This window comes from Salinimicrobium maris (assembly GCF_049680855.1).
Taxonomy (GTDB): Bacteria; Bacteroidota; Bacteroidia; order Flavobacteriales; family Flavobacteriaceae; genus Salinimicrobium.
Window position 1 is genome coordinate 1,036,696 of record NZ_JBMPGS010000002.1, and the last position, 24,430, is coordinate 1,061,125.

A 24,430-nucleotide genomic window follows, 5' to 3' on the forward strand; every position below is an offset into this window, starting at 1 on the left:
AATGTAACTAACAAAACAAATTTCAATGAAAACTATAAAAGGACCTGCGGTATATTTAGCTCAGTTCATGGACGACAAACCACCGTTCAATTCACTGGACGGGTTATGTAAATGGGCAGCCGATTTAGGTTATAAAGGAATCCAGATCCCAACCTGGGAATCTGCTTTAATTGATCTTAAAAAAGCCGGGGAAAGTAAAACCTACTGCGATGAATTAAAAGGCAAGATCGAATCCTACGGATTAGAAGTTACCGAGCTGTGTACGCATTTACAGGGACAACTTGTAGCCGTACATCCTGCCTATGACATCATGTTCGACAATTTCGCGCCTGATGAATTTAAGAACAATCCTAAGAAAAGAACCGAATGGGCTGTAGAACAGCTAAAAAGTGCGGCCAAAGCCAGCCGGAATTTTGGGTTGGATGTACACGGTACGTTTAGCGGCTCCTTATTATGGCACACGGCCCATCCATGGCCGCAGCGCCCGGAAGGTTTAGTGGAAATGGGCTTTAAAGAACTGGCAGATCGCTGGCTCCCTATTCTGAATGAATTTGACGCCCAGGGAGTAGACGTTTGTTATGAAGTTCATCCGGGAGAAGATTTGCACGACGGTGTCACTTTTGAACGCTTCCTGGAGGCAACCGGAAATCATAAAAGAGTAAATCTACTTTATGATCCAAGCCATTTTGTGCTTCAGCAACTGGATTACATCACCTACATTGATCACTATCACGAGTTCATAAAAATGTTCCACGTCAAAGACGCCGAATTTAACCCTACCGGAAAGAAAGGAACTTTTGGAGGTTATGAAGATTGGATAGACAGGGCTGGGCGTTACAGGCACCCGGGAGACGGGCAGGTAGATTTTAAAACCATCTTTTCGAAACTCACACGTTATGGTTGTGACGTGTGGGCCGTGATGGAATGGGAATGTTGTATAAAATCTCCGGAACAGGGAGCACGCGAAGGCGCAGGTTTTATTCAAAGCCATATCATTGAAGCTACAGAAAAGAAATTTGATGACTTTGCAGGAACCGAAATTGACGAACAAAAACTGAAACGAATATTAGGAACCAACTAAACCACACACCAATGAAAAAAGTAAATGTACTCCTTTTGGCTTTAGCCGTTACTGCTGCCGGATGCCAGGATAACAAGAACCGGAACGAAGAAAGTGAAGTAGTAACAGAGACAGAAACTCAGGAAATGGAAAACTCACAAGACCAGAATGAATGGCAGGTTCTTTTTGATGGAGAAAACCTCGACCATTGGAAAGCCTTCAACAGCGATTCCATTACCCAGTGGCAAATAGAAGATAAAGCCCTTGTTTTTACTCCTTCCCAGGGCGAACGCAATGGTTCAGAAAACATCATTACAAAAAACACCTACACTAATTTCGAACTTTCTCTGGAATGGAAGATTTCAGAAAATGGGAATAGCGGAATCATGTGGGCAGTACAGGAAGGCGAAGAATACAATGAGCCTTACATCACCGGTCCTGAAATCCAGGTTCTGGATAACCAGGGGCATCCAGATGCCAAAAACGGTCCTATTCGCCAGGCAGGAGCTCTTTATGATCTTTCTGAACCTACAGAAGATGTTACAAACCCTGCTGAAGAATGGAATGAAATGACCATCACCATCAATTACGAAGAAAATCGTGGATTGGTGACTTTGAACGGACAGCAAATCAATGAATTTCCTTTAAAGGGAGAAGAATGGGATCAACTTGTTGGAAAGTCCAAGTTTAGTGACTGGGAAGATTTTGGTCAGCACAAAAATGGCCATATTGCTTTACAGGATCACGGAGATAAAGTTTCATACAGGAACATTAAAATTCGGGAACTAGAATAAAAAATGCCCTTTTTGACTAACTTAAAAGCTGCATAAGTATATGCAGCTTTTTTTATTCCGTTTTTGTATTCACTAAATTCAATTAACTTATTTCAGAAAAATAATTGCACATGAATATCTCTAAACATAGGTTTAAGAACAAGGAAGGTGTAGAACTTTCGGCGGTTTTGGAACTACCTTTCAATCAGGAGTCACACAATTTTGTTCTGTTTGCTCATTGCTTCACCTGCAATAAAAATTTTCTTGCAGTAAAAAATATCGCCCGGGCACTTACTGCCAATGGTTTTGGAGTTTTGCGATTTGATTTTACGGGACTGGGAGAAAGCGAAGGGGAATTTGCAGATACCAATTTCTCTGGAAATGTAGATGACCTTCTGGCCGCAGCAGATTTCCTCAAAAAGGAATATAAAGCTCCAAGCCTTTTGGTAGGACATTCCCTGGGTGGTGCAGCGGTTCTTTTTGCAGCACAGCAATCTTCATCGATAAAGGCCGTTGCTACGATTGCAGCGCCATCCTCACCTCAGCATGTAAAACACCTGCTAAAATCAAACCTTGAAGAAATTGAGAAAAACGGCTATTCCAAAGTGAATTTGGGAGGTCGTGATTTTACCATAAAAGCACAATTTCTTCAGGATCTTGACACCAAAAAGCTTAAAGATGTCGTCCGGGAGATGGAAAAATCTATTTTGGTAATGCATTCTCCTCAAGACACAATTGTAGGCATTAAAAATGCCGAAGAAATTTATCTTGCAGCCCGACATCCCAAAAGTTTCATTTCGCTGGACGGGGCAGATCATTTGCTCACCAACAAAAGTGATTCCAAATACGCCGGAGAAGTCATAGCAGCATGGGCTTTACGTTATTTAAATGTTCCGGAGAAAGAAAAATTATCTTCCAAACACCAGGTGATGGCAAACCTGGGGAATGAAGGATTTACTACTCAGATAAAAGCCGGAGATCATTTTTTAACATCAGATGAGCCGGAGAGCATTGGCGGTAGTAATTTTGGCCCAACACCTTATGAATTATTATCTGCCTCCCTGGCGGCATGCACTTCCATGACTATTCAAATGTACGCGCGCAGGAAGAAATGGCCTTTGAAAGATGTAGAGACCCACGTGAACCACGACAAGGAACACGCCGAAGACTGTAATAATTGCGAAAGAAATTCCTCAAAAATTGACATTTTCAAGAGGGAAATAGTACTTGAAGGCGATTTAGATTCCAAACAGCAGGAGAAACTGCTTGAAATTGCGAATAAATGTCCGGTGCATCGCACGTTGCATAATGATATCAAGATCACGACCAGACTTTTAACCTCCTAACTGGTTTATCTTCGTCTTAAATAACATCTAATGCATTTTCTAAAGTGAGAACAGGTTTCAAAATGGATTTAAAAATGACATTTTTGAGAATCTTTTAATCTTTTTCACTTATTAAAAAACTGAATAAACCTCAAACTTTTAATAGATTGTCGGCTATTATATCCCTGTAAATTAGTTAATTACCAACAAACTTCATTCTACCAGTGTTAAGCTCTCCTTAAATAATTTGTCTAACGGGACATTTCTGCATAATTTAGATGCTCAATTAATTAAACCAGATATTATGAAACGTATTAGCTTAGGTCTATTGTTTTCTGCAGCCATCATCTTTACCGGCTGCCGGAATGAAAACCAAACTGCTGAAGATAGAGTAGAAGAGAATGTAGATATGACTCAGGAAAACGAAGAAATGCAAGCCGAGTCAACAGATGGTGAAGAGATTCGGGTGGATATTGAATCTAAAAGTGACAGCAATGTAACCGGAACAGCTGTTTTTATGCAAGAAAATGGGGAAGTTTCCATGACTGTTGAATTAACCGGTCTAACAGAAGGTACTCATGCCATACACCTTCATGAAAAGGCAGATTGTTCTGCTGAAGACGGAAGTTCAGCCGGTGGACACTGGAACCCAACTTTCGAAGACCATGGAGAATGGGGCGACGAGGACGGATACCACAAAGGTGACATTGGAAATTTTGAAGCCGATGCCGACGGAAATGCTACCATTAAATTTTCAACAGACGAATGGTGTATAGGATGTGATGATGATTCCAAAAATATTGTAGGTACCGCAGTTGTGGTTCACGCAGGAGCAGATGATTATGTTTCTCAACCAAGCGGGGACTCCGGAAACAGAATTGCCTGTGGCGAAGTAACGATGGAGTAAAAACTCACTTATTTTTATAAAGTATCAAAAAAGCAGCTTTTAAGCTGCTTTTTTTTATGCCTTTCAATCTGCTCTATTCTAGCCACTCTTTAAAAGCCTTTACTCTTTCCCTGCTCACAATGATTTGCTGCTCTTTAAAATTTCCTAATTTTACTTCAAGTCGCTGATTTGAATAGGTTAGAATATCTAATATATCTTTTATTCTGATAATAAATTTACGATTGACCCTAAAGAAGATATCTGGATCCAGTTCTTCTTCGAGCTTATCCAGACTGCAATCCATAAGATAGCTTCTCCTGGCAGTAGAATGGAGATAAGTACCTTTATTTTCAGAATAAAAACAACAAATATCCTCCACATCAAAGATCCTTAGGTGTTGCCCTACCTGAATGGTAAACCTCTTTTTGTATTCAGAAGAAGAAAGGTTTAAAAGAGATTTCAGGTTTTTTATGTCTAAACTGCTCCTGTCTGAAAATTTTGTGCTGCGGAACTTTTTTAGAGCTGCCTCCAGTTCTTCATCATCTATAGGTTTTAAAAGATAATCCACACTATTCAGCTTAAAAGCTTTCAGTGCGTATTCGTCATAAGCCGTAGTAAAAATAATAGAACTCTTCACTTCCACGTTCTCAAAGATCTCGAATGAAAGTCCGTCGCTCAATTGTATATCTAAAAATATAAGTTCAGGGTGATCATTCTGGAGAAACCATTCGGTAGCTTCATCTACAGCGTGCAAGGTGGTAACCACATTCACATCCAATTTATTTAACATGCGCTGCAGGCGCCGTGCAGAAGGTTTTTCGTCTTCAATTATTAAAGCTTCTATCATAACATTTATAGAAAATTATTCCCAGGTTCTTTTCTTTTCTTTATCCATTAATTCCTTGATCTTACGCTCTTCCCAATCTCTTCCGAATAATTTATTAGGTCCAAATACGGTCACCCAATGAGCAAATAGCCCAATTCCCCAAAAGAAAGCTGTTGAATAGGTCCATATATTGTCTAAACTGTTCCAGTTACCATCTTGATAGGCTGCAACTGCAATGATTGCAGCATTTATGAATAGGTAAACCAGTAGGTGAACGTAAAAACCTTTGATCTCTTTCACCTTCTTTTTTGCAGCCCTGTACTTCAGGTTTTCTTTATAATTCGTTTTCATTATTTCCAGGAATTATTTTGTTGCTGTTCCTTTTCCATGATTTCCTTGATTTTGCGTTCCTCCCAGGCCGCACCGTATCCAAATACCGAAAAACCATGAATTGTTAGACCTAGCCCCCACCCAAACATTGGGAACCAAAACCACTGGAAATCCCAATATGTCCAGTAATTAATAAAGATCAGGAATGGGATCACTACGCAATAGGAAATAAGATTCCCATAAAATTCTTTCATTTCCTTCACTCGCTGTTGAGCTTTGAAATAGGCATCATCTTCTTCTATTCTGTTCGTTTCCATGATTGAAATTTGTTTAGTTAGTATAGGCAGTTTCACTGCAAAAATTTGTTCGTTCTGTTCAATAAATACTTTCCTTTGGGTCACCAGGTTGTAACGGTCTACAATATTCTGAAGCCCTACTCCTTTTCGTTTATGAAGAACTTCTTTTTTCTGAAAATTATTCTCAATAATAAGGTAACCATCAGCTTCATACAGTCTTATTTTTAAAGGCCTGTTTGCACTCACTACATTATGCTTAATCGTATTTTCCAGCAATAGCTGGAGGGATAGAGGCACCACCTTTGCATCTGGCGTGGAAAGTTCCTCTGGCACCTCGTAAAAAATGCTGTTTTCAAAGCGCATTTTTAAGAGTTTCATATAGGTAACGGCGAAAGCCAGTTCTTCTTCCAGGCTCACCAGTTCCTTATCTTTTTGCTCCAGCACATACCTGTATATCTTAGACAATGAGGTAGTAAATTTTTGTGCCTGTTCCGGATTTTCTTCTATTAGCGAGGTAAGCACATTCAGGCTATTAAAAAGAAAATGCGGATCTATCTGATTTTTAAGGCTTTCAAATTTTGCCGAAGCTGTTCCCGCAATGATCTTTTGTTCTGTAACCTTTTTCTCCTGAAGCGCCCTATAAAAATAAACAAGATGAAAAAACAGGGAGACAAGCGCCGTCAACAACAGCGGAAAAAGATAGTAACCCAGTTTTTCATTGTTCAGGAACTCTACGACCGTCCCTCCCTTAAAAATGGTACTATCTACCATTCTGCAGAGAAAATAAGTGATGAGCGTTACTACTATTGACCCAGTAGTAGCAAAGAACACCCTCTTAAGAGAAGCGTTCTCCCAACCTATTTTCCTGGCAAAAAAATCAAAGTACAGCGCATTCACAACTGTGAGTGCAAAAGAATAAAAGAAGAACAAACCCAAATTTGTAGGATCCAACAATTCCTCCATCTCCAAACCCCCAAAAATGAGGTTCAACACTATCACAATGAGACTAATCGATATAGAAATTTTTAATATTTGGGGAAATAATTTCATCTCGTTTTATGTTGATAAAGCTAATTTCTTCTTTTTCATCTTAAAAGAATATTATACTTCAGGTTTTTTTGAAAAATATTAAAAAATGTATTTATTCTTTCTTTTTGTCTCCACAAGTGCGCGCAATCAACATTTCTGCACGGTCTTTTCCCCACGATGGTTCGAATGGTACTGTGGGTTTATCTTCCTCAAACAACCTGAGGCTTCGTTTCAAATCATCGCAATATTTCGCAGGATCTTCTCCAAAAAATTGCGCACTTCCCATGTCCCATTCTGCTTTTGATAATACTACGCGAGGATTATAAGGTGCTTCTTGCAACGCCTGTGTGTAAATATCATTGATCACCGGACTAAGTTTCATTCCATAGAAAGAAGGATCCAGAGTAAGATAAGCAGTGTGCAGCATGGCTTGTAAGATATCAACTTCCACATTTTCTTTACCGGCATATGTCATCGCCTGGTTCAAAAGGTCCTGGGCCCCTTTTAACTGTTGCTCCTTCTTACTTTTATCTGTCATAGAAAAGCTTTCAATAATCTTTATCTGCGCCGCATAATAATAAGGCAGCCACGCTTCTTCCTCTGCATTTGCAATACGTTCAAACAAATTAGCCGCTTCCACTGGTTTCTGCGCTTGCCAAAGCTTAAAAGCCTGTGTCATTCCAGATTCATATTGATCTTGTGCGTGGGTTGTAAATGCGGCCATTAACCCAATTAAACATGTGTATAGAAATTCTTTCATAACTAAAGTTTTAAATAGTTGGTTTTACATCATTATTATTTTCTGAACAGCTTTCTCCCCGTTCTTAAGTTCAAACTTTGCATCCTCCCATTTTGGCGGTCCAAATTTGGCCGGTGCATTGTTGGAAGTGGCATAATCTTCCATGGGATAGAACCCAAGGAACATATCAAGTTTCTGGTCACTGTCTTCATCATGAAATGCTGAAACAGCGTAAGTTCCGTCCGGTACATCTTCAAAAATGACAGTTACCTGTCCATTTTTTATTACAACCGACTTTGATTTCCAGGCGTTCTCTAAGAAACTTTCTTCAGAATTATAAAGTCCCACAAGAGCATTCCCTTTTTCATTCTCAAAATTGGTAATGATCACCTCAACCTGGTTTTGAGCAATTCCACTGCAGACAAAGCCTAAAGCGAACATCGTAGTTAGAATTAAATTTTTCATAATAGCTGGTTTAGAATTAATACTGATTCAAAAATGCCATTTTTGACACCTCTTTGGAATTTTTACTTTCTCAATTGTAGAAAATGAAGGATGAACTGTCATTTCTGAAGATTTACAGGTTGTCCAGTTGATTGCTTTTCTTATCTGCACTTATGGTCCAGAAGAATCCCACGAAAAAGAACCTGTCTGCGGCCTGCGTGATTGCTCTCCTCTCAAAAATGCCACTTGATGAAGGGTTTTCTGCATATTCATATCCAAAAATATTCTTCGCACCGGTAATATTTGAAACAGAAAAGTACAGTATCTTTTGCCGGCTCAGCAAGTAAGCCCAGTTGAAGCTTAAACTATTATAATTGCCGGTTTGCTCGTTCAAAAAGCCTTCAGAATTTGGATTTTCATAAGGTCTTCCCGATGAAAAATTATAAGTGAAACCCACCTGACTTCGCAGCTCATTGATCCAGTATTTAGTAACAAGGCTCGCAGAATGCGTTGCAATAAAGTTGGGCGTTGCCTGCTTCGGAAAATTCCGGAACTTCCTTTCAGAATCAATAAAGCTGTAAGAAGCCCAGTATTCCAGGTTTTTGAAAGTTTTATTATCCCGGAAGAAAAGATCCAGTCCGCCGGCATAACCCAGGCCTTCATTTTGAAATTCTGAAGCATACAATGCTTCTTCAGAATCAAAGGTCACCAGGTCATCATATTTCTTGTAGAAGGCTTCGGCCCTAAAAGTATAACCGGGTTTCGTCCATTGGTAATTGAGAATGTAATGTGTTGCATTTTCCGACTGCAAAGCAGCATCATACTTCAGGTAATTGATTTGCGGCTGCTGAAAAAATTCACCGTAAGCAAAGGAAACCTGGCCGTGCCTGTTCAATTTGTAAGCAAGGGAAAGCCTGGGAGAAATTTGAAGCTCATTGTTCATTTGCAGGAATGATCCCCTAATCCCGACTTTTGCTGCAAATCGTTTTGTGAACACGAGATCGGCTTCAGTAAAGGCAGCAGAAATAACAGGATTTACCTCAAGATGATAATTCTCTCCTGTGGTTTCCCGGTAGCTTTCAGAAAAATTCTGAACGAGATGTTCGGCTCCAAAATTCAGTTTAAAGCGATTGTCAAACCTCTTTCCTACTTTCAATTTAAAATGAGCTGCATTTTCGGTATTTTCTACTTTATCAAGATTGATTTTCACATCATTGCTACTCCCGGAAAGGCTAAGACCGGGATGAATGCTCCAGCCATTCCCTAAACTCCCCGCATAGCTTAAATTTGAATATAAGTTTCGGTTCTTAAGATTAAACCGAACGGGTTGGTCATTATTTATATCTGGTTGTAGCACTTCAAATTCTGTTTGATCGTACGCTGCATAGGCTTTAAAAAGGCCATTTTGGAACTGCTTTCTAAAGACCGATTCACCGCTAAAGGTTTGAAAAGGTTCAGTGAATTCAGCAGTTTCATTATTGGAAACCAGTTCAAGATAGGGCGCGAGGTTGATATAATTAGCGCTAAAGGAAAGGGATGATTTTTCCCATTTTTGAGTATGTCCCAGCCCCGCACCTACCGTCATAATGGAAACATCGGTTTTGCTTTGGTCGGGTTCATTAATGGTGTTGAGAAGAAGGACGCTGGAAAGGGCCTGTCCATATTCCGCGGAATAACCGCCTGTGGAAAAGGTAATGCCATCAAACAGGAAGGGCGAATATCTTCCCCTGGATGGCAGGTTGTTGGGCGAAGCCGTGTAAGGCTGGAAAACTCTAAGACCGTCAATATAGATCTGGGTTTCTTCGGCAGTTCCACCTCGTACGAACAGCCGGCCGTCCTCCCCTACCGTTTGGGTTCCCGGAAGGGTTTGCAGAGCTGCGATAAAATCTCCGGCCACACCCGCGGTGGTGACCACATCAAGCGGCTTTAAAACAGAAACTTTAGAATTATCTCCAGCAGAAAATGTACCTGCACTCAGCACCACCGCATCGAGCGCCTGCACGTCTTCCCGAAGGCTTATTTCTAGATCCTTCATTTGTGAGATCTCCATTTGCCTGCGGAAAGGAACATAAGAAACATAAGAAATTATCAGCGTTTTTTGCCCTTTTTGAGATGTTTCGAAACTAAAAGTTCCATCGGCTGTGCTGGTAGTTCCTTCGTAAGTGCCTTCAATGTAAATATTGGCACCGGCAATAGGCACATTATGCCTGTCTGTGATTTTTCCGTTGATAATTTGCTGTGCAGAAAGGCTTCCGAAGGCAAAAAGGAAAATGTATAGGAATAACTTCATCTTGATTGGTTTTAAGACAAAGTTGTTACTGAAATGCCTTTTTTGAAACTTTTAACTACTGAAGTGTCAAAATTGAACGATGAACCGCAGTCTATAGATATTCAGGAGAGACTAAAAAATGAAGAAAACTTTTTTATACCTTTTTTTGATCTACTTCAAGATTGCGCTTATTGCTTTTAAAAGGCCTAATGATAAGCCTGGAGGCTTTATCAAAGTTAACATAGTTGTACACCCAGTTAAAGAACGTGACAATCCTGTTCCTAAACCCTACCAAAAAATAAAGGTGGATAAACATCCAGATGAACCAGGCGAAGAATCCGCCAAACTGGAATTTCCCAAGATCCACCACTGCTTTATTCCTTCCAACAGTAGCCATGGTTCCTTTATCATTGTAGGAGAAAGGTGCCAATTCTTCCTTTTTAAGTAAACGCTTTATATTTTTCGCCAGGTGCTTTCCCTGCTGAATTGCCGGCTGGGCAACCATTGGGTGACCTTTGGGATATTTTTCATTCCTCATGAGGGCGATATCTCCAATGGCAAAAATATTCTCGTATCCTTCTACCTGGTTAAAGACATTTACCTCATAACGATCTGCCTTTTCCACAATCGCAGAGGCATTTAAACCTGCCACCGGCGCCCCTGAAACTCCGGCCGCCCAAATAAATGTAGAAGTTTTAAAAGTAAGGCCTTCCTGATTGGTAGTCACCTCTTCACCGTTATACTCATTCACCATTGTATTAAGGTGAATTTTCACCCCAAGCTCTTCCAGAAATTTTCGCGCTGCCTTTGAAGCTTTTTCACTCATAGGGGGCAGCACCCTATTGAGCCCTTCCACAAGGTGTATTTTAATCTCGTTGGGGTCAAGATCTCTGAAATCGCGGGGAACAATATGGTTTCGCACTTCGGCAATAGCACCGCATAATTCTACTCCTGTTGGGCCGGCGCCCGCAATAACAAAATTTAAAAGAGCCTTTCTCTTTTCAGCATCTGGAGTGATCACCGCCTGCTCCAGGTTTTCGAGGATAAGGCTTCTAATGTTCAATGCCTGCGGAATGGTTTTCATCCACATCGCGTTTTCCTCAATACTTTTATTTCCGAAGAAATTTGTTCTGGAACCGGTAGCAATTACCAGATAATCGTACACCAGATCTCCTATGTTGGAATGAAGCGTATTTATTTCAGGAGAAATAGATTCCACTTCGGCAAGTCTGAAGTAACCTTCTTTACTGTGCCTTGTAATCTTTCGAAGAGGATATGCAATAGAATCTGGCTCCAGGCCTGAAGTTGAAACCTGGTACAGCAATGGCTGAAAGGTATGATAGTTATGCCTGTCTAACAATACGACCTGGAGATCTTCCTTTAAAAGATTTTTAGCCAAAGACATGCCGGCAAAACCACCACCTATGATTACTACTCTCGGCTTTTCAGAAATAGGAATATTCATACTAAATAGATAATTTCCCTTAAAGTTATTGTTTCCCTTTGAAACAGCGGCAAGAGATCAAATTTTTAGGCATTTTGTAACATTCGGCCGTGAATGCATACATATATATTGATTAAGTATCATCTGTGGATAAAGAACTTGAACATCGTTTTGTAACCAATCTGGAACAGCACCAGAACATTGTACATAAGATTTGTCGCATTTATACCAATGATCAGGAATCCCACAACGACTTATTTCAGGAAATTACTATACAGCTTTGGAAAGCATATCCCAAATTTAGAGGAGATTCCAAGTTTAGTACCTGGATGTATCGTGTGGCACTAAACACAGCCATAACGCTCTATAGAAAGTCCAAACGAGATATTAAAACGCAGGATATAGATACTGTAAGTTTTAGGATAAAAGCCGACGAGTATGATGACCAGACAGAGCAACAGTTAAAATTAATGTACACCGCAGTAAAACAATTAAATGATATAGATAAAGCATTGGTTTTCCTATACCTGGAAGACCAATCTTACAAGGAAATATCTGATACCCTTGGGATCACCGAGGTAAATGCAAGAGTGAAAATGAACCGAGTGAAAACAAAATTAAAGAGCATTTTAAATCCGTAGAAAATAATGGATGAACTGGATATTTTAAAACAAGACTGGAAAAAGCAGGAAGCAGGACTTCCACGGCTTTCCTTTGATGAAATATATAAAATGCTTTGGAAAAGATCTTCTTCTATTGTGAAATGGATCTTTATCATTAGTATCCTTGAATTGTTCCTGTCTACCTTTCTCAGCATTGTTTTTGCCGATAAGGCTTATTGGGATGAAATGGAACGACTTCACCTGGTTAATTTCACCTATGTCTATTACGTCGTTAGCTACTGCATTACATTTTTCTTTATTTACCGGTTTTACCAGAATTACAGGAAAATTTCAACTACAGATGATGCGGCAACACTCATGAAAAATATTCTCAAGACCCGCAAAACAGTCAAAATTTATATTGGATATGTTCTTGCCTCTACAGCATTTTCTGCAATAGTAATCTCATATTTCACCATAAAAAATCACCGTGCCGCAGAAGCCGTGGAGGAAAGCCAAAAATACAGCTTTGAAACTATGGATTGGATCAAATTTATCCTGATTGGGCTCATTGCGCTGGCAATTTGCCTTGCTATCGTATGGCTTTTTTACCGGTTAATTTATGGAATTTTACTGCGTAAGTTGAAAAGGAATTACAAGGAACTTAGTAAGCTCGAAATGTAGCGTTTTATAGCAATTGCAACATCTTCTATACGATACGATGAAAATAACACTTCCTGAAAATACCATTTTTAAAACCGGTGAGAAACCAGCTGAAGCATATAAAAAGTTACAGAAGCTTATTCATTCTTTAAATGAACGCGCACTTCCGGAAGAGGTAATTGTGGCTATAAATACAGAACTCGAGCAGCTTGAAAAAGCCACAGGAACCAAAAAACAACTGCTCGTTCTCCTTCACAATACGCAACAAAGCATTCTTGAGCTGGTACGGAAAAAAACGGGGCTGGTGCCGGAGAATTATTATACTTATTTATGGCTCCCGGTAGGAATGGCTGCCTTTGGCCTGCCCATAGGCTCTATTATTTCTTCCTTGACAGGAAATACGGTCTTTCTCGCCATAGGTTTACCAATTGGTATGAGCCTGGGCCTTTTGTTAGGAAAACATCTTGATGAAAGGGCAAAGAAGGAAAACAAGGTAATTTAAAAATTCATTCAAAAGTGCCATTTTTGAGGTGCTTTCTTCCTAATATTCCCACTGCCGTTTTTTATTAAGCTCTTCTATGGCCTCCAGTTCTTCCCGCGGAATCACTTTTAAAAAGGAAGAGTGCTGTTCTATAGCGTATTCCAGCTTTTCCACGATCTCCTCTATGCTTTCATTTTCATAATCAAACACGAGCGGTTCCTTGATCTGGAAAGATTGAAGAATTCCCCTTTTTTTGATCCTGATGCCTTTTTTATCAAAAGACCTTCTAAATCCGTCGATTACAATAGGAATAACGATGGGTTTGTGTTGTTTTATGATGTGAGCAGTCCCTTTTCTTATTGGTTTGAAGGGTTTTGTAGTTCCCTGGGGGAAAGTGATCACCCACCCGTCCTTTAAAGCGGTTCCGATATTTTCAGTATCATTCAAATTAACTTCCCGCTGCACTTCTTTTCCTTTTTCCCGCCAGGTGCGCTCCACAGTAATTGCGCCTGCATAAGCCATAATTCTGGTTAAAAGCCCTGCATTCATGGTTTCCTTTGCGGCTACGTAGTAAATATTCAGCTTGGGTTGCCACAAGTAGCCTACGTTCTTTATTGAATCTACCCGCCCGCTAAGACTGGCGTTGAACACATGGAACATCGCGGTTACATCGGCAAAATAGGTTTGGTGATTAGAAACGAACAGCACATTATTACCTGGCAGGTTTTTGATAATTTCAGAGCCTTCTATTTTAAGTTCATTAAAACCTCTATACCGCCGGTGAGACAACACCCCAAAAATGCGGATAAGCCATTTCTTAAGGAATAAAATATGTCCAAAAGGATTCTTTTTTAACAATCCCATACGTTCAATTTCTTTTTTAAAGCGGTACAAAGATACTAATTCACAGGTTACAGCACCTGTCTTAACACCTCCTTCATTTCACTTAACATCATTGCTGTTGCACCCCAAACGATGTGTCCGCTAAGCATAAATGCGGGCACCTCAATGTTTTTTGCATAAGAAGTACTCAACTTTTGACGAGTAAGTGCAGAATCGTTCATAAAATCTTCCAACGCGATTTCCAGCACCGATTCTACTTCAGACTCCTGCGGAATCAACACGGGTGTCTTTTCCATGAGTCCCATGAAGGGCTGCACCCAGAAATTGCTTGGTGGAATATAAATTTTTGTCATTTGCTTTAGAACCTTGATTTCCTTCTGCGGAATCCCAACTTCTTCTTCCGTTTCCCTTAATGCAGTTTGTTCAAGATCTTTGTCTCCCTCTTCCATACGACCGCCGGGAAACCCAACCTGATTTGAATGCACGCCGCGGTAAGTTTTCCGAAGAATGAGTACAAAATGTGTTTTTTCAGACTTATCGGGATAAAAAACAGCCAGCACTCCGGCTTTATTGGCATCCCTGATTTCAATTTCCTTTTGCTCCAACTCCTTCAGTCTTAAAAGTGGTGCCAATTTGTAATGCGCTTCCTCGCCGGGAAGCTTAATTTTTTTTAAATTCGGACTTTTACTTTTAAACTCCTGGAAATCCATGTTTCGACACCTTTCAATGTTATTTTGCTTCGTTCTGGTTTTTGCAAGTTGTGAAGATAACAAAACTTCAAAACAAACTGCAGGTTCTACTTCGGAGGAAATACAAACGTCTTCAGAAAATTCTCTAGAGGAAGAACCCGAAGCGGAAGAAAATCCTGAAGAAGAACAGGAAAAGCCGCAAGGCCCATTGATCGTACAGGAGGAGTTTATACCTTTTATGACAGAATATGGAAAAGAAAATCCTGAGGACGAAATAAGGATCAAAACCAGGTTTGGGAACATTGATGTAGAGCTTTTTCATGACACTCCGCTGCACAGGGCAAACTTTATCTTCCTTGTCAAAAATGACTATTTTGAAGATACTTATTTTCACCGCGTGGCTGAAGGTTTTGTGATACAGGGTGGAAATTCAGACAATGCTTCGACTAATAAAAAGAGACATTACATTGGAGATTATCTCATCCCCAGTGAATTTGAAGCCGGGCACCCGCACAGTAGAGGTGCATTTTCGGCAGCAAAATACAGCGAACAGAATGTAGCCAAAGCTTCTTCCCCATTCGAATTTTTTATTGTTCAAAGTGAAGGTGGTGCGCATCACCTGGACAATGATCACACCGTGTTTGGAAGAGTGACCGACGGCATGAAGGTAGTTGACACTATCAACAAAGTGAAAGTTGATAGCGGTGAATGGCCGCTAAACAACATTTATATGGATATTGAGATTCTTGACTAACTACTGCTGCGTAAAGTAATTGTAATCTTTAATAACTGTTTTGAGGAAGTCTGTCGGTTTTTCTTCAGGATCGACTTCTAAAATTTCAGAAACTTTGGCAGAAAGCGAACGAATGACATTATAATTACCGTTCCTGATAGAATCCTGGTAAAGATTCTTAATATTTTGAACATCGACATCGCTTAAAACGGTCACCTGCGGATATTTTGGTGTATAAGATTCGGGAATGTCCACCTGCAGGGTTTGCTGGAAATTTGTCTGCGGTTTTTCAGAAATTACCGTTGTTCCTGCGGCAAGATCTCCCAGACGTTGCCCTTTTCCATTGAATAGTATCGTTACCACTGCTACACTTCCACTGGTTAAGGTGATATCAATTACCCTTAAAAGCCATCTCACCAGAAAATTTGAAAAAGCAGGTTTTGCACCGTCTAACTTTACGACTCTCAATTTTAGAACAGCTTTCCCTGGAGTTTGCCCATTCCACAATGTTTCCCAAACCAAAAAGTACAGAAAGATTGGCAAACCTACGGCGAGTATAAAAACCCATTCCCCCCCTGCAGAAAGTTCTAGACTGCCCAGAAAAAACGCAAGAATAATAGCATACGCCAGCATAATAAGGCCATCTATGAGAAAGGCCAAAATGCGCTCACCAATGCCCGCAACATTTTGAGTAATAGTGATATTTTGCGCAGTTTCAATTTGAAAATTATCCATTTAATACGTTTCTTTGAGACAAATAAAAAAAGTACATGCGCGAGGCTGCTTTTGTGAAGCAAAATAAGGATAAATGGTTAAGATTTGAAAATGCCCTTCAAAATAACACGTTTATTTCTCCCGATGAACTTTCTGCATTATATCTGGAAGTCACAGATCATTTGAGCTATGCCCAGACTTTTTATCCTCGCAGCAATACCTTACAGTACCTCAACACACTGGCCTCAAGGGCTCACCAAAAAATTTACAAAACCAAGAGAGAGTCCCGAAGCCGCTTTTTAAGCTTTTTCCTGGAGGAATTTCCAAGGGAATTTTATTTCTATCAGAAACAACTTCTTTTAGCATTTCTAATATTCGTCCTGTTTACCGCGGTAGGAGCATTTTCAGCAGCGAGTGACGGAGCTTTTGTAAGATCCATCTTAGGAGATGCTTATGTAAACATGACGCTGGAAAATATTGCCAACGAAGATCCTATGGCTGTTTATAAAAAAATGGAGGAGGTAGACATGTTCCTGGGAATCACCATTAATAACATTAGAGTGGCTTTGTATGCCTTTGTCTTCGGAATTTTTCTGGGGCTGGGAACCGTCTTTCTTGTAATGCAGAATGCAGTAATGCTGGGCTCTTTTCAATATTTCTTCTATGAGCAGGGACTTTTATGGGAATCGGTCCGAACGATCTGGATCCATGGCGCAATTGAAATTTCTGTTATTATTGTGGCTGCCTGCGCCGGGCTTGTAGTAGGAAAAGGTATACTTTTTCCAGGTACTTATACCCGGTTAACATCTTTTGTAAGAAGTGTAAAGGCCGGTTTAAAGATAGTGGTTAGTACCATTCCATTCTTTATTATTGCAGGATTCCTGGAAGGATTTGTGACGCGACATACGGAAATGCCCGACTGGCTGGCCATTTTGGTCATTGCCACTTCATTTATTCTTATCCTATTTTATTACGTATTTTATCCAATTCTACTCAACAAACAACCTCAACATGACAGAAAATTACATTCGGTTTAAAAAGCAAAGAGATCTTGGAGATATCATTACCGATACCTTCAAATTCCTTCGAGAAAATTTTAAGCCCCTCTTTAAACTGATCTTCCAAATTGCAGGTCCGGCATTTTTGGTGCTTTTGGTGGCTTTGTCATACAGTTCTTATCTTAGCATGGACACTTTTGGGAATTCCATTTTTGACTTGGCCGATGGCCTGGATGTAGGAACATTTATCATATCTGGAGTGGTAATGGCTTTATCCTTAATGGCCTTTTATGTCTTGCTGTATGGAACGGTTTTACATTATATTTATTCTTACATAAGACATGATGGAGCCGTAGTAGAAGAAGAGGTAAAAGCCGGAGCAAAAAGTGATTTTGGTGGGCTGCTAGGACTTATCTTACTTACCGGGATAATGATGATCTTTGGTATTGCCTTGTGTGTATTACCAGGTATTTACCTTTGGGTACCACTTTCAGTGGCACCGGCGATTTTAATTTTTGGAAGAACCTCAGTTTCAGATGCTATTTCTGAATCTTTCAATCTTATAAAAGATAACTGGTGGATGACATTTTTCACCCTCCTGGTGATGACCATTCTAATGTACATCATCAGTTTAATTTTCCAGATCCCAATGTTCCTTTATTACTTCGTTAAAACCTTTACCATGGTTCAGGAAGGTTCCGCAGCAGATCCTTCCTCGCTCTTTGACTGGGTTTATGTGGTAGTAAATGTCATTTCTTCCCTGTTTCAATACTTGCTTACGGTAATAATGATCGTCACAGCGGCTTTCATATACTACGATCTTAATGAGAAGAAGAATTTCACCGGTACTTATGAAACGATTTCACAACTAGGTACTTCAGAAAACCAATAAATGCGAATCCTGTTCATTCTTCTGTGTTTAAGTATTACCTGCTATGGTTATAGCGGTAATATGCTCCAAACTTCGGAAAATGGGCAACAGGAAATCATTTCTGAAACAGAGGCAGCACCTGCTCCGCTGGAATTTGATCGTGAAGAGATCAACGCCCTGAAGCAAGACCCAGAGTTCGACTATACCGATGAAAAAGTACAGGAAAACTGGTGGACGAGATTTAAACGTTATTTGCGTTTACAATGGCAAAAGTTTTTAAACTGGCTGAGCGGAGATCATAACATCAATGAATTTGTGTTGTTCCTGTTCGAGTCACTTCCTTACCTGCTCATAGCGGCAATCCTGCTTTTTGCAGTCTGGCTTTTCACTAAATTAAATCCGGCGGGTTCTTACCTTAAAGATCCAAAAGCGGCAAGTGTATTTATTAATGAAGAGGAAGAGATCGTGCAATCCAGGAATATCCAAAAGTTAATAGAAGAAGCCGTGGCCGCGGGTAATTACCGGCTGGCAGTAAGGTTTCATTATCTTCTGGTCCTTCAGAAACTTAGCGAAAAAGGATTCATTGATTACCAATATTCCAAGACTGATGAGGATTATTTAATAGAAATACAAAAAGAAGAACTCGGCCGGCAATTTTCACAAATAACCAGGATCTACGATTTTATCTGGTATGGAAATTTTACGGTAAGTGCCGGGAATTATCCCCGGGCAAAGAAGGAATTTGAAATAATGCAGGAACAAATAAATAAAGGAAATGAGCAAAACCTATAAAATAGCTTTAGCACTTTTCCTGCTGCTTGTGTTGCTCCTCACCTACTTAGAAGTCAGTGAGCCACAGCCGGTAAACTGGAACGAGAGCTTTTCGGGAGCTGATAAAATTCCCCTTGGCTCATATGTCCTTTATGAAAATCTACAGGATTCATTTGTAGACTTTGAAAACATCAGCATTCCTCCATATGAATTCCTAAACAGCAACTCGCCCACTGGCACCTATTTCTTCCTGAACGATGGACTCTATTTCGATGATGACGAACTTGATAACCTCTTAGAATGGGTTTCTAAGGGAAACACACTTTTTCTCTCTGCTGAGAATTTTAGTTCCAATATTCTGGACACACTTAAAGTTTCGACCGAGGCAGTCATCCCGGAAGACGATCTTTCTTTTAAACCTTTAGTTGAACTAGCTCATCCAAAATTTATAGAGAAAGAAGCTTATCTTTTTGATCATGAATCTTACCTGCCCATCTTCAAAATCTCTGATTCAGCCACGTATAAAATTCTCGGAAATGCCAATTTTTACCAGAATTCTCTAAAGATAAAAGCTCCAAAACCAAATTACCTTCATTTCAACTTCGGAAAAGGAAAAATCCTTCTGCATTCCACACCCAAAGCTTTTAGTAATTTTTTCCTGCTGACCAAAGATAATGTGGAATATGCTGAAAAGGCCCTGGCTTACCTTCCGGAAGGGAAAAAGATTTACTGGGACCAATATTATAAAACAGGAAAGTCATTTCATACTTCTCCGCTTTACATTCTTCTGAATAACAAACCGCTCAAATGGGCCTACTATTTTGCCCTTTTTGGATGTTTGTTATTTATACTGTTTGAAGGAAAACGAAAACAACGCAGCATCCCGGTTGTAAAACCACTGGAGAACCAGACGGTGCATTTTACCCGTACCATTTCCGGACTTTACCTGGATAGAAAAGATTATAAAAAGATCGCTTCCAAAAAGATTACATTATTTTTGGAATTTGTGCGTACCACCTTAAGAATATCCACAAGTGAAATCAATGCAGAATTCTATCAGAAAGTAGCCTCGCGCAGCGGAAATTCAGAAGAAGAAGTGAAAAAGCTTTTTGCTCAAATACGGGAAACCGAAGGCAAAAATACCATTGACAAAAATGAACTGCTTAAGCTCAATTCGGCGATAGAAGACTTTAAAAACAACAAATAATGGAAAACGAAGAAATAAGAGAAGAAGAACTGCAATTTGACAACAGGATTCCTCTGGAAGATCTAAAACAATCTGTAGAAAACTTAAAATCTCAGCTTTCCGGCCTCATCATCGGGCAGCAGGAATTTATAGAACTTTTAATCGTAAGCTTAATGGCCAATGGCCATGTTCTTATTGAAGGTGTCCCCGGAGTCGCGAAGACCATTACAGCAAAACTTTTCGCTCGTACTTTAGAAACAGATTTCAGCAGGGTACAGTTTACTCCAGATCTTATGCCGAGTGACGTGCTGGGTACCTCTGTATTCAATGCCAAAAATTCCACTTTTGAGTTTAAAAAAGGCCCCATTTTTTCCAATATTGTTTTAATTGATGAGATTAATCGAGCCCCGGCAAAAACCCAGGCTGCACTCTTTGAAGTAATGGAAGAACGCCAGATCACCATTGACGGACACGAATATAAAATGCCGCCGCCGTTCATGGTTGTTGCCACTCAAAATCCCGTGGAACAGGAAGGAACCTATGCCCTTCCCGAGGCGCAATTAGATCGTTTCCTATTCAAAATATCTGTAAAATATCCATCTCTTGAAGATGAGGTGAAAATATTACAAACGCATCATGACAGAAAGGGAATTGCACCACAAACCCAGATAAAAGCAGTGCTGACTCCGGAAAAACTTGAAAAGCTACGCGAGCAAATACAGGAGATAAGAGTGGAAGAAAAATTATTGCAGTACATCGCTGAAATCGTCACAAAAACCAGAAATCATCCTCACTTGTTCCTGGGAGGATCGCCCCGAGCTTCTTTGGCCATCATGAACTCCTCTAAAGCCTATGCCGCAATAAAAGGACGGGATTTTGTCATTCCTGAAGATATTAAAATGGTGTTGGTTCCCGTGTTGGGGCACCGTATCATTCTTTCTCCTGAAAGAGAAATGGAAGGCATGAGCCCGGCGAATGTCATAGAAATGATCGCACAATCCATAGAAATTCCGCGTTAAGGTGATCAAATTCATAAAATCGCTCTACCTGCACAAAAGGTTCTTTGTGGCCATTTTTGCTTTGGCCGTAGGATTTCTTATTTCTTACTGGTTCCCGCCATTGTACCCGGTTTTATGGATGATCTCCGTGCTTTTCCTACTGTTGTTTTTATTTGACTGCATTGCGCTCTTTAAAACACAAGCGGTTACTGCCGAAAGGATACTTCCGGAAAAATTTAGTAACAGTGATGAAAACCTGGTTTTGGTAAAGCTCAGAAATAAATTGGCTTTTAATATTTATGCCGAAGTCATAGATGAAATTCCTGTACAGTTCCAAAAAAGGGATTTTTTAAGACACATTAAAATTCCTGCAAAAAAGGACATTTCCTTTAAATATTTTTTACGTCCTGTAGAGCGCGGAGAATATATCTTCGGAAAACTGAACGTTTACAGCAGCACAATAATTAAGCTGGCGAAAAAACGAGAATCTTTCCAGCAGGAGCAAATGGTGAAGGTTTATCCTTCTTTTATCCAAATGAAAAAATATGATTTTCTCTCCATAGACAATCGTGTTTCGCTCTTCGGAATGAAAAAGATCAGGAAGATTGGTCACACCATGGAGTTTGAGCAAATTAAAGATTATGTGTTGGGAGATGACGTGCGCAGTATCAACTGGAAAGCTACTGCAAAAAGGGGGGATTTGATGGTGAACCAGTTTCAGGATGAAAAATCGCAACCGGTTTATTCAGTTATTGACAGCAGCCGAGCAATGAAAATGCCTTTTGAGGGTCTGAAACTACTCGATTACGCCATAAATAGCACACTGGCATTTTCCAACATCGCACTTAAGAAAAAAGACAAAGTGGGCATGCTCTCGTTTTCCAATAAAATTGGGAATCTTCTCCCCGCCACCTCGAAGAACTCACAGCTCAACAGCATTCAGGAGAGTTTATACAATATCAACACCGAGTTTCGTGATGCCGATTTTGGTCTGCTATACGCTCATGCAAGAAGAAAGATAACGCATCGCAGCCTTTTGATGCTTTATACCAATTTTGAACATATTAGCAGCCTGCAACGTCAAATACCCTATTTATTGGCTTTAAATCGCAATCACCTGCTCGTAGTGATATTTTTCGAGAATTCTGAGCTGGAGACGATAATAAATTCAGAAGCTACAACTATTCCCGGAGTTTTTGACAAAACTATTGCTGAACAATTCGCTTATGATAAACGGCTTATGACTCGTGAGCTTCATAAATATGGAATACAAACCGTGCTTACAAAGCCAGAAGATCTTACCGTGAACACCATCAATAAATATCTTGAAATTAAAAAACGCGGCCTTCTATAGCTCCTGAAGTGCAGTTTTGTACGTCTCCAGGGCTCGTTGGCGTGCGAATTTATGCTCCACGACCGGCAGAAGATAATCGGCGGTAAAATTGGGGATCCATTTTTTTACATATTTAAGCTCTGGATCAAACTTTTTAAGTTGTTCTGAAGGGTTAAAAATGCGAAAATAAGGCGCAGCGTCACAACCTGTACCCGCCGCCCACTGCCAGTTCCCGTTATTGCTGGCCAATTCATAATCGAGCAGTTTTTGAGCGAAATATGCTTCTCCCCATCGCCAGTCAATAAGCAAATGTTTTGTAAGAAATCCAGCCACCACCATGCGCACCCGGTTGTGCATCCATCCCGTTTTAATAAGCTGCCTCATACCGGCATCTACCATAGGGTAACCGGTTTCTCCTTTGCACCACAATTCAAATTCCTGCTCATTATTCCGCCACTGGATCTTGTCATACTTCTTTTTGAAATTGCTGTGTTCCACTTCAGGAAAATGATACAGGATCATCATAAAAAATTCTCGCCAAATCAACTCATTGAGCCAGGTTTCACTTACTTCTGAAGCCATTTTTACCAGTTGACGCACACTTACAGTTCCAAATCTCAGATAAATTCCGGCGTAAGAAGTCCCTTGAATCGCCGGCAGATTACGGGTTTCGGCATATTTGGAAATAATTCCTTCAGAAGTATTTAATGCGGGTACTTCCAAATTCACCTCCTGAAACCCCATTTTTGAAAGTTCAGTAAATGGAAAGTCTGCCTCATACATTGATGCGAGGTGATCTTCACTGGGAAAATGCTGTGCTTCTGCCTTTTTGTAATTGTATTTCCATTGCTTTGAATAAGGTGTAAAAATCTTGTAGGGAGTACCGTCAGGTTTTGTGACTTCCTCTTTCTCCCAAATCACCTGGTCTTTAAAACTACGGAAGTTTATGCCCTTTTTGGATAGGTAATCTTTTACAGTTGTATCACGTTTTATGGCATAAGGCTCGTAATCATGATTTGTAAAGACTTCGGAAATATTAAATTTTTCAGACAGCTCTTGAAAAGCAGCTAAAGGCGTATCATATAATATTACCATTGTAGAATGCTGCTTTTTCAACTCCTCATTCAGCTCTTTCAGGGTATTGTATATAAAATTCACTCTTTTATCGGCAGGGTCCTCCAGTGTCTTCAGAATCTCTTTATCAAACACGAAAACAGGTAAAACCGGTTTACCGCTTTGAAGCGCCTTGAAAAGCCCATGATTATCAAACAACCGAAGATCTCTCCTAAACCAGAATATATTTATTTCGTCTTTCTTACTTTCTTTTCCTGAAAGGTGCATACTCTCTGTTTTTATACCCGTGATAACTGCTGCTGATAAATAAAATAGAGGCGACGATCACAGCCCACCATTGCACTACAGGAGCTTCATTCCAATTCGCAACCGCTATGCCCACAAGTCCCCAAACACCAACCAGTGCAAATTCCCGCATATTTCTCGTCCAGGTAATCATGAGATTTAAGATTCCCGCAATTCCTATCATAATGATCGTCCAGGTTACAGATGAGATCCCAAAGCCATCCCAATCGATTTTAGTGAGAAATGCAGCCACGTTGGCAATGAGCGCCAGCGTGATCCACCCGGAATACAGCGAAAAAGGCCACCACAGGAAAGCAATGCTGGGTAGCGGAAGGTCATCGAGTTCCATTCTTGTATTCAGAATAATTTTTATGAGGGAAAATAAAAGAACGATCATAATCACAACCGAAATTCCGGTGTAATTATACAACCAGGTGACAATCCAGGCGCAATTTGCAATGCAGGAAATAACAAACCACCACCCTATTTGATCTACAACTTCATCTGATTCTTTAGCTCCAGAAAACAGGCTTCTTCCCTGGTAAACGATAAAACCCGCTAGGCCAATGTAGATCAATCCCCAAATGGAAAAAGCATAGCCGGCCGGCGTAAAAAGATTCTCATACTGCGCCGATACGCTCCCCATGGTATCGCCGTTAAAAATTCCTGTGTTGGCGAGATAATTCATTACCACGACCACAAGAAAAGCAATTGCGTTTGAAACCTGAAGTAACTTTTTCATGATCTTTCTTTCTTTATTTACAGAAA

General features: G+C 40.1%; 26 protein-coding genes. 14 read left to right on the plus strand and 12 right to left on the minus strand.

From position 1 onward, the window contains the following. Positions 1–25 precede the first annotated feature (25 nt). From ACOV1Q_RS10180 to ACOV1Q_RS10195, 4 genes are all read left to right on the plus strand, one after another. The gene (locus tag ACOV1Q_RS10180) at positions 26–1,081 is read left to right on the plus strand and encodes a sugar phosphate isomerase/epimerase family protein (RefSeq protein WP_424494273.1); all 1,056 of its coding nucleotides are present in this window, start codon (positions 26–28) and stop codon (positions 1,079–1,081) included. Positions 1,082–1,092: 11 nt separating this feature from the next. Then, positions 1,093–1,854, plus strand: a complete 762-nt coding sequence (locus ACOV1Q_RS10185) for a 3-keto-disaccharide hydrolase (protein WP_424494274.1) — start codon at positions 1,093–1,095, stop codon at positions 1,852–1,854. Between the two features lie 110 nt (positions 1,855–1,964). Beyond that, positions 1,965–3,179, plus strand: coding sequence for a bifunctional alpha/beta hydrolase/OsmC family protein (locus tag ACOV1Q_RS10190; protein WP_424494275.1), 1,215 nt, complete (start codon positions 1,965–1,967; stop codon positions 3,177–3,179). A 283-nt stretch (positions 3,180–3,462) separates the two neighbouring features. Then, on the plus strand, positions 3,463–4,065 hold the full coding sequence (locus ACOV1Q_RS10195; protein ID WP_424494276.1) for a superoxide dismutase family protein: 603 nt from the start codon (positions 3,463–3,465) through the stop codon (positions 4,063–4,065). A 73-nt stretch (positions 4,066–4,138) separates the two neighbouring features. Here ACOV1Q_RS10195 and ACOV1Q_RS10200 read toward each other — a convergent pair whose 3' ends face one another. The 7 genes from ACOV1Q_RS10200 to ACOV1Q_RS10230 all read right to left on the minus strand — a co-directional run bounded on the left by ACOV1Q_RS10200 (position 4,139) and on the right by ACOV1Q_RS10230 (position 11,442). Then, the gene (locus ACOV1Q_RS10200) at positions 4,139–4,888 is read right to left on the minus strand and encodes a LytR/AlgR family response regulator transcription factor (protein WP_424494321.1); all 750 of its coding nucleotides are present in this window, start codon (positions 4,886–4,888) and stop codon (positions 4,139–4,141) included. 18 nt (positions 4,889–4,906) lie between these two features. Then, a complete protein-coding gene (locus ACOV1Q_RS10205; protein ID WP_424494277.1) occupies positions 4,907–5,221 on the minus strand; it encodes a 2TM domain-containing protein in 315 nt (104 codons plus the stop codon). Then, entirely contained in the window at positions 5,221–6,546 is a 1,326-nt protein-coding gene (locus tag ACOV1Q_RS10210) for a 2TM domain-containing protein (RefSeq protein ID WP_424494278.1), read from the minus strand. The genes ACOV1Q_RS10205 and ACOV1Q_RS10210 overlap by 1 nt, the downstream gene beginning before the upstream one ends. A 91-nt stretch (positions 6,547–6,637) precedes the next feature. Next, positions 6,638–7,285, minus strand: a complete 648-nt coding sequence (locus ACOV1Q_RS10215) for a hypothetical protein (protein WP_424494279.1) — start codon at positions 7,283–7,285, stop codon at positions 6,638–6,640. A 24-nt stretch (positions 7,286–7,309) separates the two neighbouring features. After that, positions 7,310–7,729, minus strand: coding sequence for a DUF2141 domain-containing protein (locus ACOV1Q_RS10220; RefSeq protein WP_424494280.1), 420 nt, complete (start codon positions 7,727–7,729; stop codon positions 7,310–7,312). Between the two features lie 112 nt (positions 7,730–7,841). Beyond that, a complete protein-coding gene (locus ACOV1Q_RS10225) occupies positions 7,842–9,998 on the minus strand; it encodes a TonB-dependent receptor (protein WP_424494281.1) in 2,157 nt (718 codons plus the stop codon). 133 nt (positions 9,999–10,131) lie between these two features. Next, the gene (locus ACOV1Q_RS10230) at positions 10,132–11,442 is read right to left on the minus strand and encodes an NAD(P)/FAD-dependent oxidoreductase (protein ID WP_424494282.1); all 1,311 of its coding nucleotides are present in this window, start codon (positions 11,440–11,442) and stop codon (positions 10,132–10,134) included. Between the two features lie 125 nt (positions 11,443–11,567). Between ACOV1Q_RS10230 and ACOV1Q_RS10235 the strand changes: the two genes are divergently transcribed. The 3 genes from ACOV1Q_RS10235 to ACOV1Q_RS10245 are packed head-to-tail and all read left to right on the plus strand — an operon-like array spanning position 11,568 to position 13,188. Continuing rightward, positions 11,568–12,062: an RNA polymerase sigma factor gene (locus tag ACOV1Q_RS10235; protein WP_424494283.1), complete on the plus strand. Its 495-nt coding sequence runs from the start codon at positions 11,568–11,570 to the stop codon at positions 12,060–12,062. A gap of 6 nt (positions 12,063–12,068) precedes the next feature. Continuing rightward, the gene (locus ACOV1Q_RS10240; protein WP_424494284.1) at positions 12,069–12,707 is read left to right on the plus strand and encodes a DUF8845 family protein; all 639 of its coding nucleotides are present in this window, start codon (positions 12,069–12,071) and stop codon (positions 12,705–12,707) included. A 37-nt stretch (positions 12,708–12,744) separates the two neighbouring features. Next, complete coding sequence (locus ACOV1Q_RS10245; protein WP_424494285.1) at positions 12,745–13,188, plus strand: hypothetical protein; 444 nt, start codon at positions 12,745–12,747, stop codon at positions 13,186–13,188. Between the two features lie 39 nt (positions 13,189–13,227). On the opposite strand, the gene ACOV1Q_RS10250 is transcribed toward ACOV1Q_RS10245, so the two are convergent. Continuing rightward, positions 13,228–14,031: a lysophospholipid acyltransferase family protein gene (locus ACOV1Q_RS10250; protein ID WP_424494286.1), complete on the minus strand. Its 804-nt coding sequence runs from the start codon at positions 14,029–14,031 to the stop codon at positions 13,228–13,230. A gap of 47 nt (positions 14,032–14,078) precedes the next feature. Beyond that, on the minus strand, positions 14,079–14,720 hold the full coding sequence (locus ACOV1Q_RS10255; RefSeq protein ID WP_424494287.1) for an NUDIX hydrolase: 642 nt from the start codon (positions 14,718–14,720) through the stop codon (positions 14,079–14,081). On the opposite strand from ACOV1Q_RS10255, the gene ACOV1Q_RS10260 reads away from it, so the two are divergent. After that, entirely contained in the window at positions 14,719–15,453 is a 735-nt protein-coding gene (locus tag ACOV1Q_RS10260) for a peptidylprolyl isomerase (protein ID WP_424494288.1), read from the plus strand. The two genes, ACOV1Q_RS10255 and ACOV1Q_RS10260, sit on opposite strands and share 2 nt — an antisense overlap. Here the strand turns inward: ACOV1Q_RS10260 and ACOV1Q_RS10265 are convergent, their stop codons facing one another. Continuing rightward, a complete protein-coding gene (locus tag ACOV1Q_RS10265; RefSeq protein WP_424494289.1) occupies positions 15,454–16,167 on the minus strand; it encodes an RDD family protein in 714 nt (237 codons plus the stop codon). 35 nt (positions 16,168–16,202) lie between these two features. Between ACOV1Q_RS10265 and ACOV1Q_RS10270 the strand changes: the two genes are divergently transcribed. From ACOV1Q_RS10270 to ACOV1Q_RS10295, 6 genes are read left to right on the plus strand one after another with little or no spacing between them, the layout of a single operon-like run. Beyond that, positions 16,203–17,183, plus strand: a complete 981-nt coding sequence (locus ACOV1Q_RS10270) for a stage II sporulation protein M (RefSeq protein ID WP_424494290.1) — start codon at positions 16,203–16,205, stop codon at positions 17,181–17,183. Beyond that, positions 17,158–18,036 carry a hypothetical protein gene (locus ACOV1Q_RS10275; RefSeq protein ID WP_424494291.1) on the plus strand — a complete coding sequence of 293 codons (879 nt, stop codon included), beginning with the start codon at positions 17,158–17,160 and terminating at the stop codon, positions 18,034–18,036. Before ACOV1Q_RS10270 ends, ACOV1Q_RS10275 begins: the two co-directional genes overlap by 26 nt. Then, a complete protein-coding gene (locus ACOV1Q_RS10280; RefSeq protein WP_424494292.1) occupies positions 18,037–18,807 on the plus strand; it encodes a DUF4129 domain-containing protein in 771 nt (256 codons plus the stop codon). Further along, positions 18,791–19,993 (plus strand): DUF4350 domain-containing protein, encoded by a 1,203-nt coding sequence (locus ACOV1Q_RS10285; protein WP_424494293.1) that lies wholly within the window; start codon positions 18,791–18,793, stop codon positions 19,991–19,993. Before ACOV1Q_RS10280 ends, ACOV1Q_RS10285 begins: the two co-directional genes overlap by 17 nt. After that, positions 19,993–20,991 carry an AAA family ATPase gene (locus tag ACOV1Q_RS10290; RefSeq protein WP_424494294.1) on the plus strand — a complete coding sequence of 333 codons (999 nt, stop codon included), beginning with the start codon at positions 19,993–19,995 and terminating at the stop codon, positions 20,989–20,991. Before ACOV1Q_RS10285 ends, ACOV1Q_RS10290 begins: the two co-directional genes overlap by 1 nt. 4 nt (positions 20,992–20,995) lie before the next feature. After that, positions 20,996–22,324 (plus strand): DUF58 domain-containing protein, encoded by a 1,329-nt coding sequence (locus tag ACOV1Q_RS10295; protein WP_424494322.1) that lies wholly within the window; start codon positions 20,996–20,998, stop codon positions 22,322–22,324. On the opposite strand, the gene ACOV1Q_RS10300 is transcribed toward ACOV1Q_RS10295, so the two are convergent. Together ACOV1Q_RS10300 and ACOV1Q_RS10305 are read right to left on the minus strand one after the other, a co-directional pair. After that, positions 22,319–23,644 (minus strand): cryptochrome/photolyase family protein, encoded by a 1,326-nt coding sequence (locus tag ACOV1Q_RS10300; RefSeq protein ID WP_424494295.1) that lies wholly within the window; start codon positions 23,642–23,644, stop codon positions 22,319–22,321. The genes ACOV1Q_RS10295 and ACOV1Q_RS10300 overlap by 6 nt on opposite strands. Further along, a complete protein-coding gene (locus ACOV1Q_RS10305) occupies positions 23,619–24,404 on the minus strand; it encodes a tryptophan-rich sensory protein (protein ID WP_424494324.1) in 786 nt (261 codons plus the stop codon). The genes ACOV1Q_RS10300 and ACOV1Q_RS10305 overlap by 26 nt, the downstream gene beginning before the upstream one ends. Positions 24,405–24,430 lie beyond the last annotated feature (26 nt).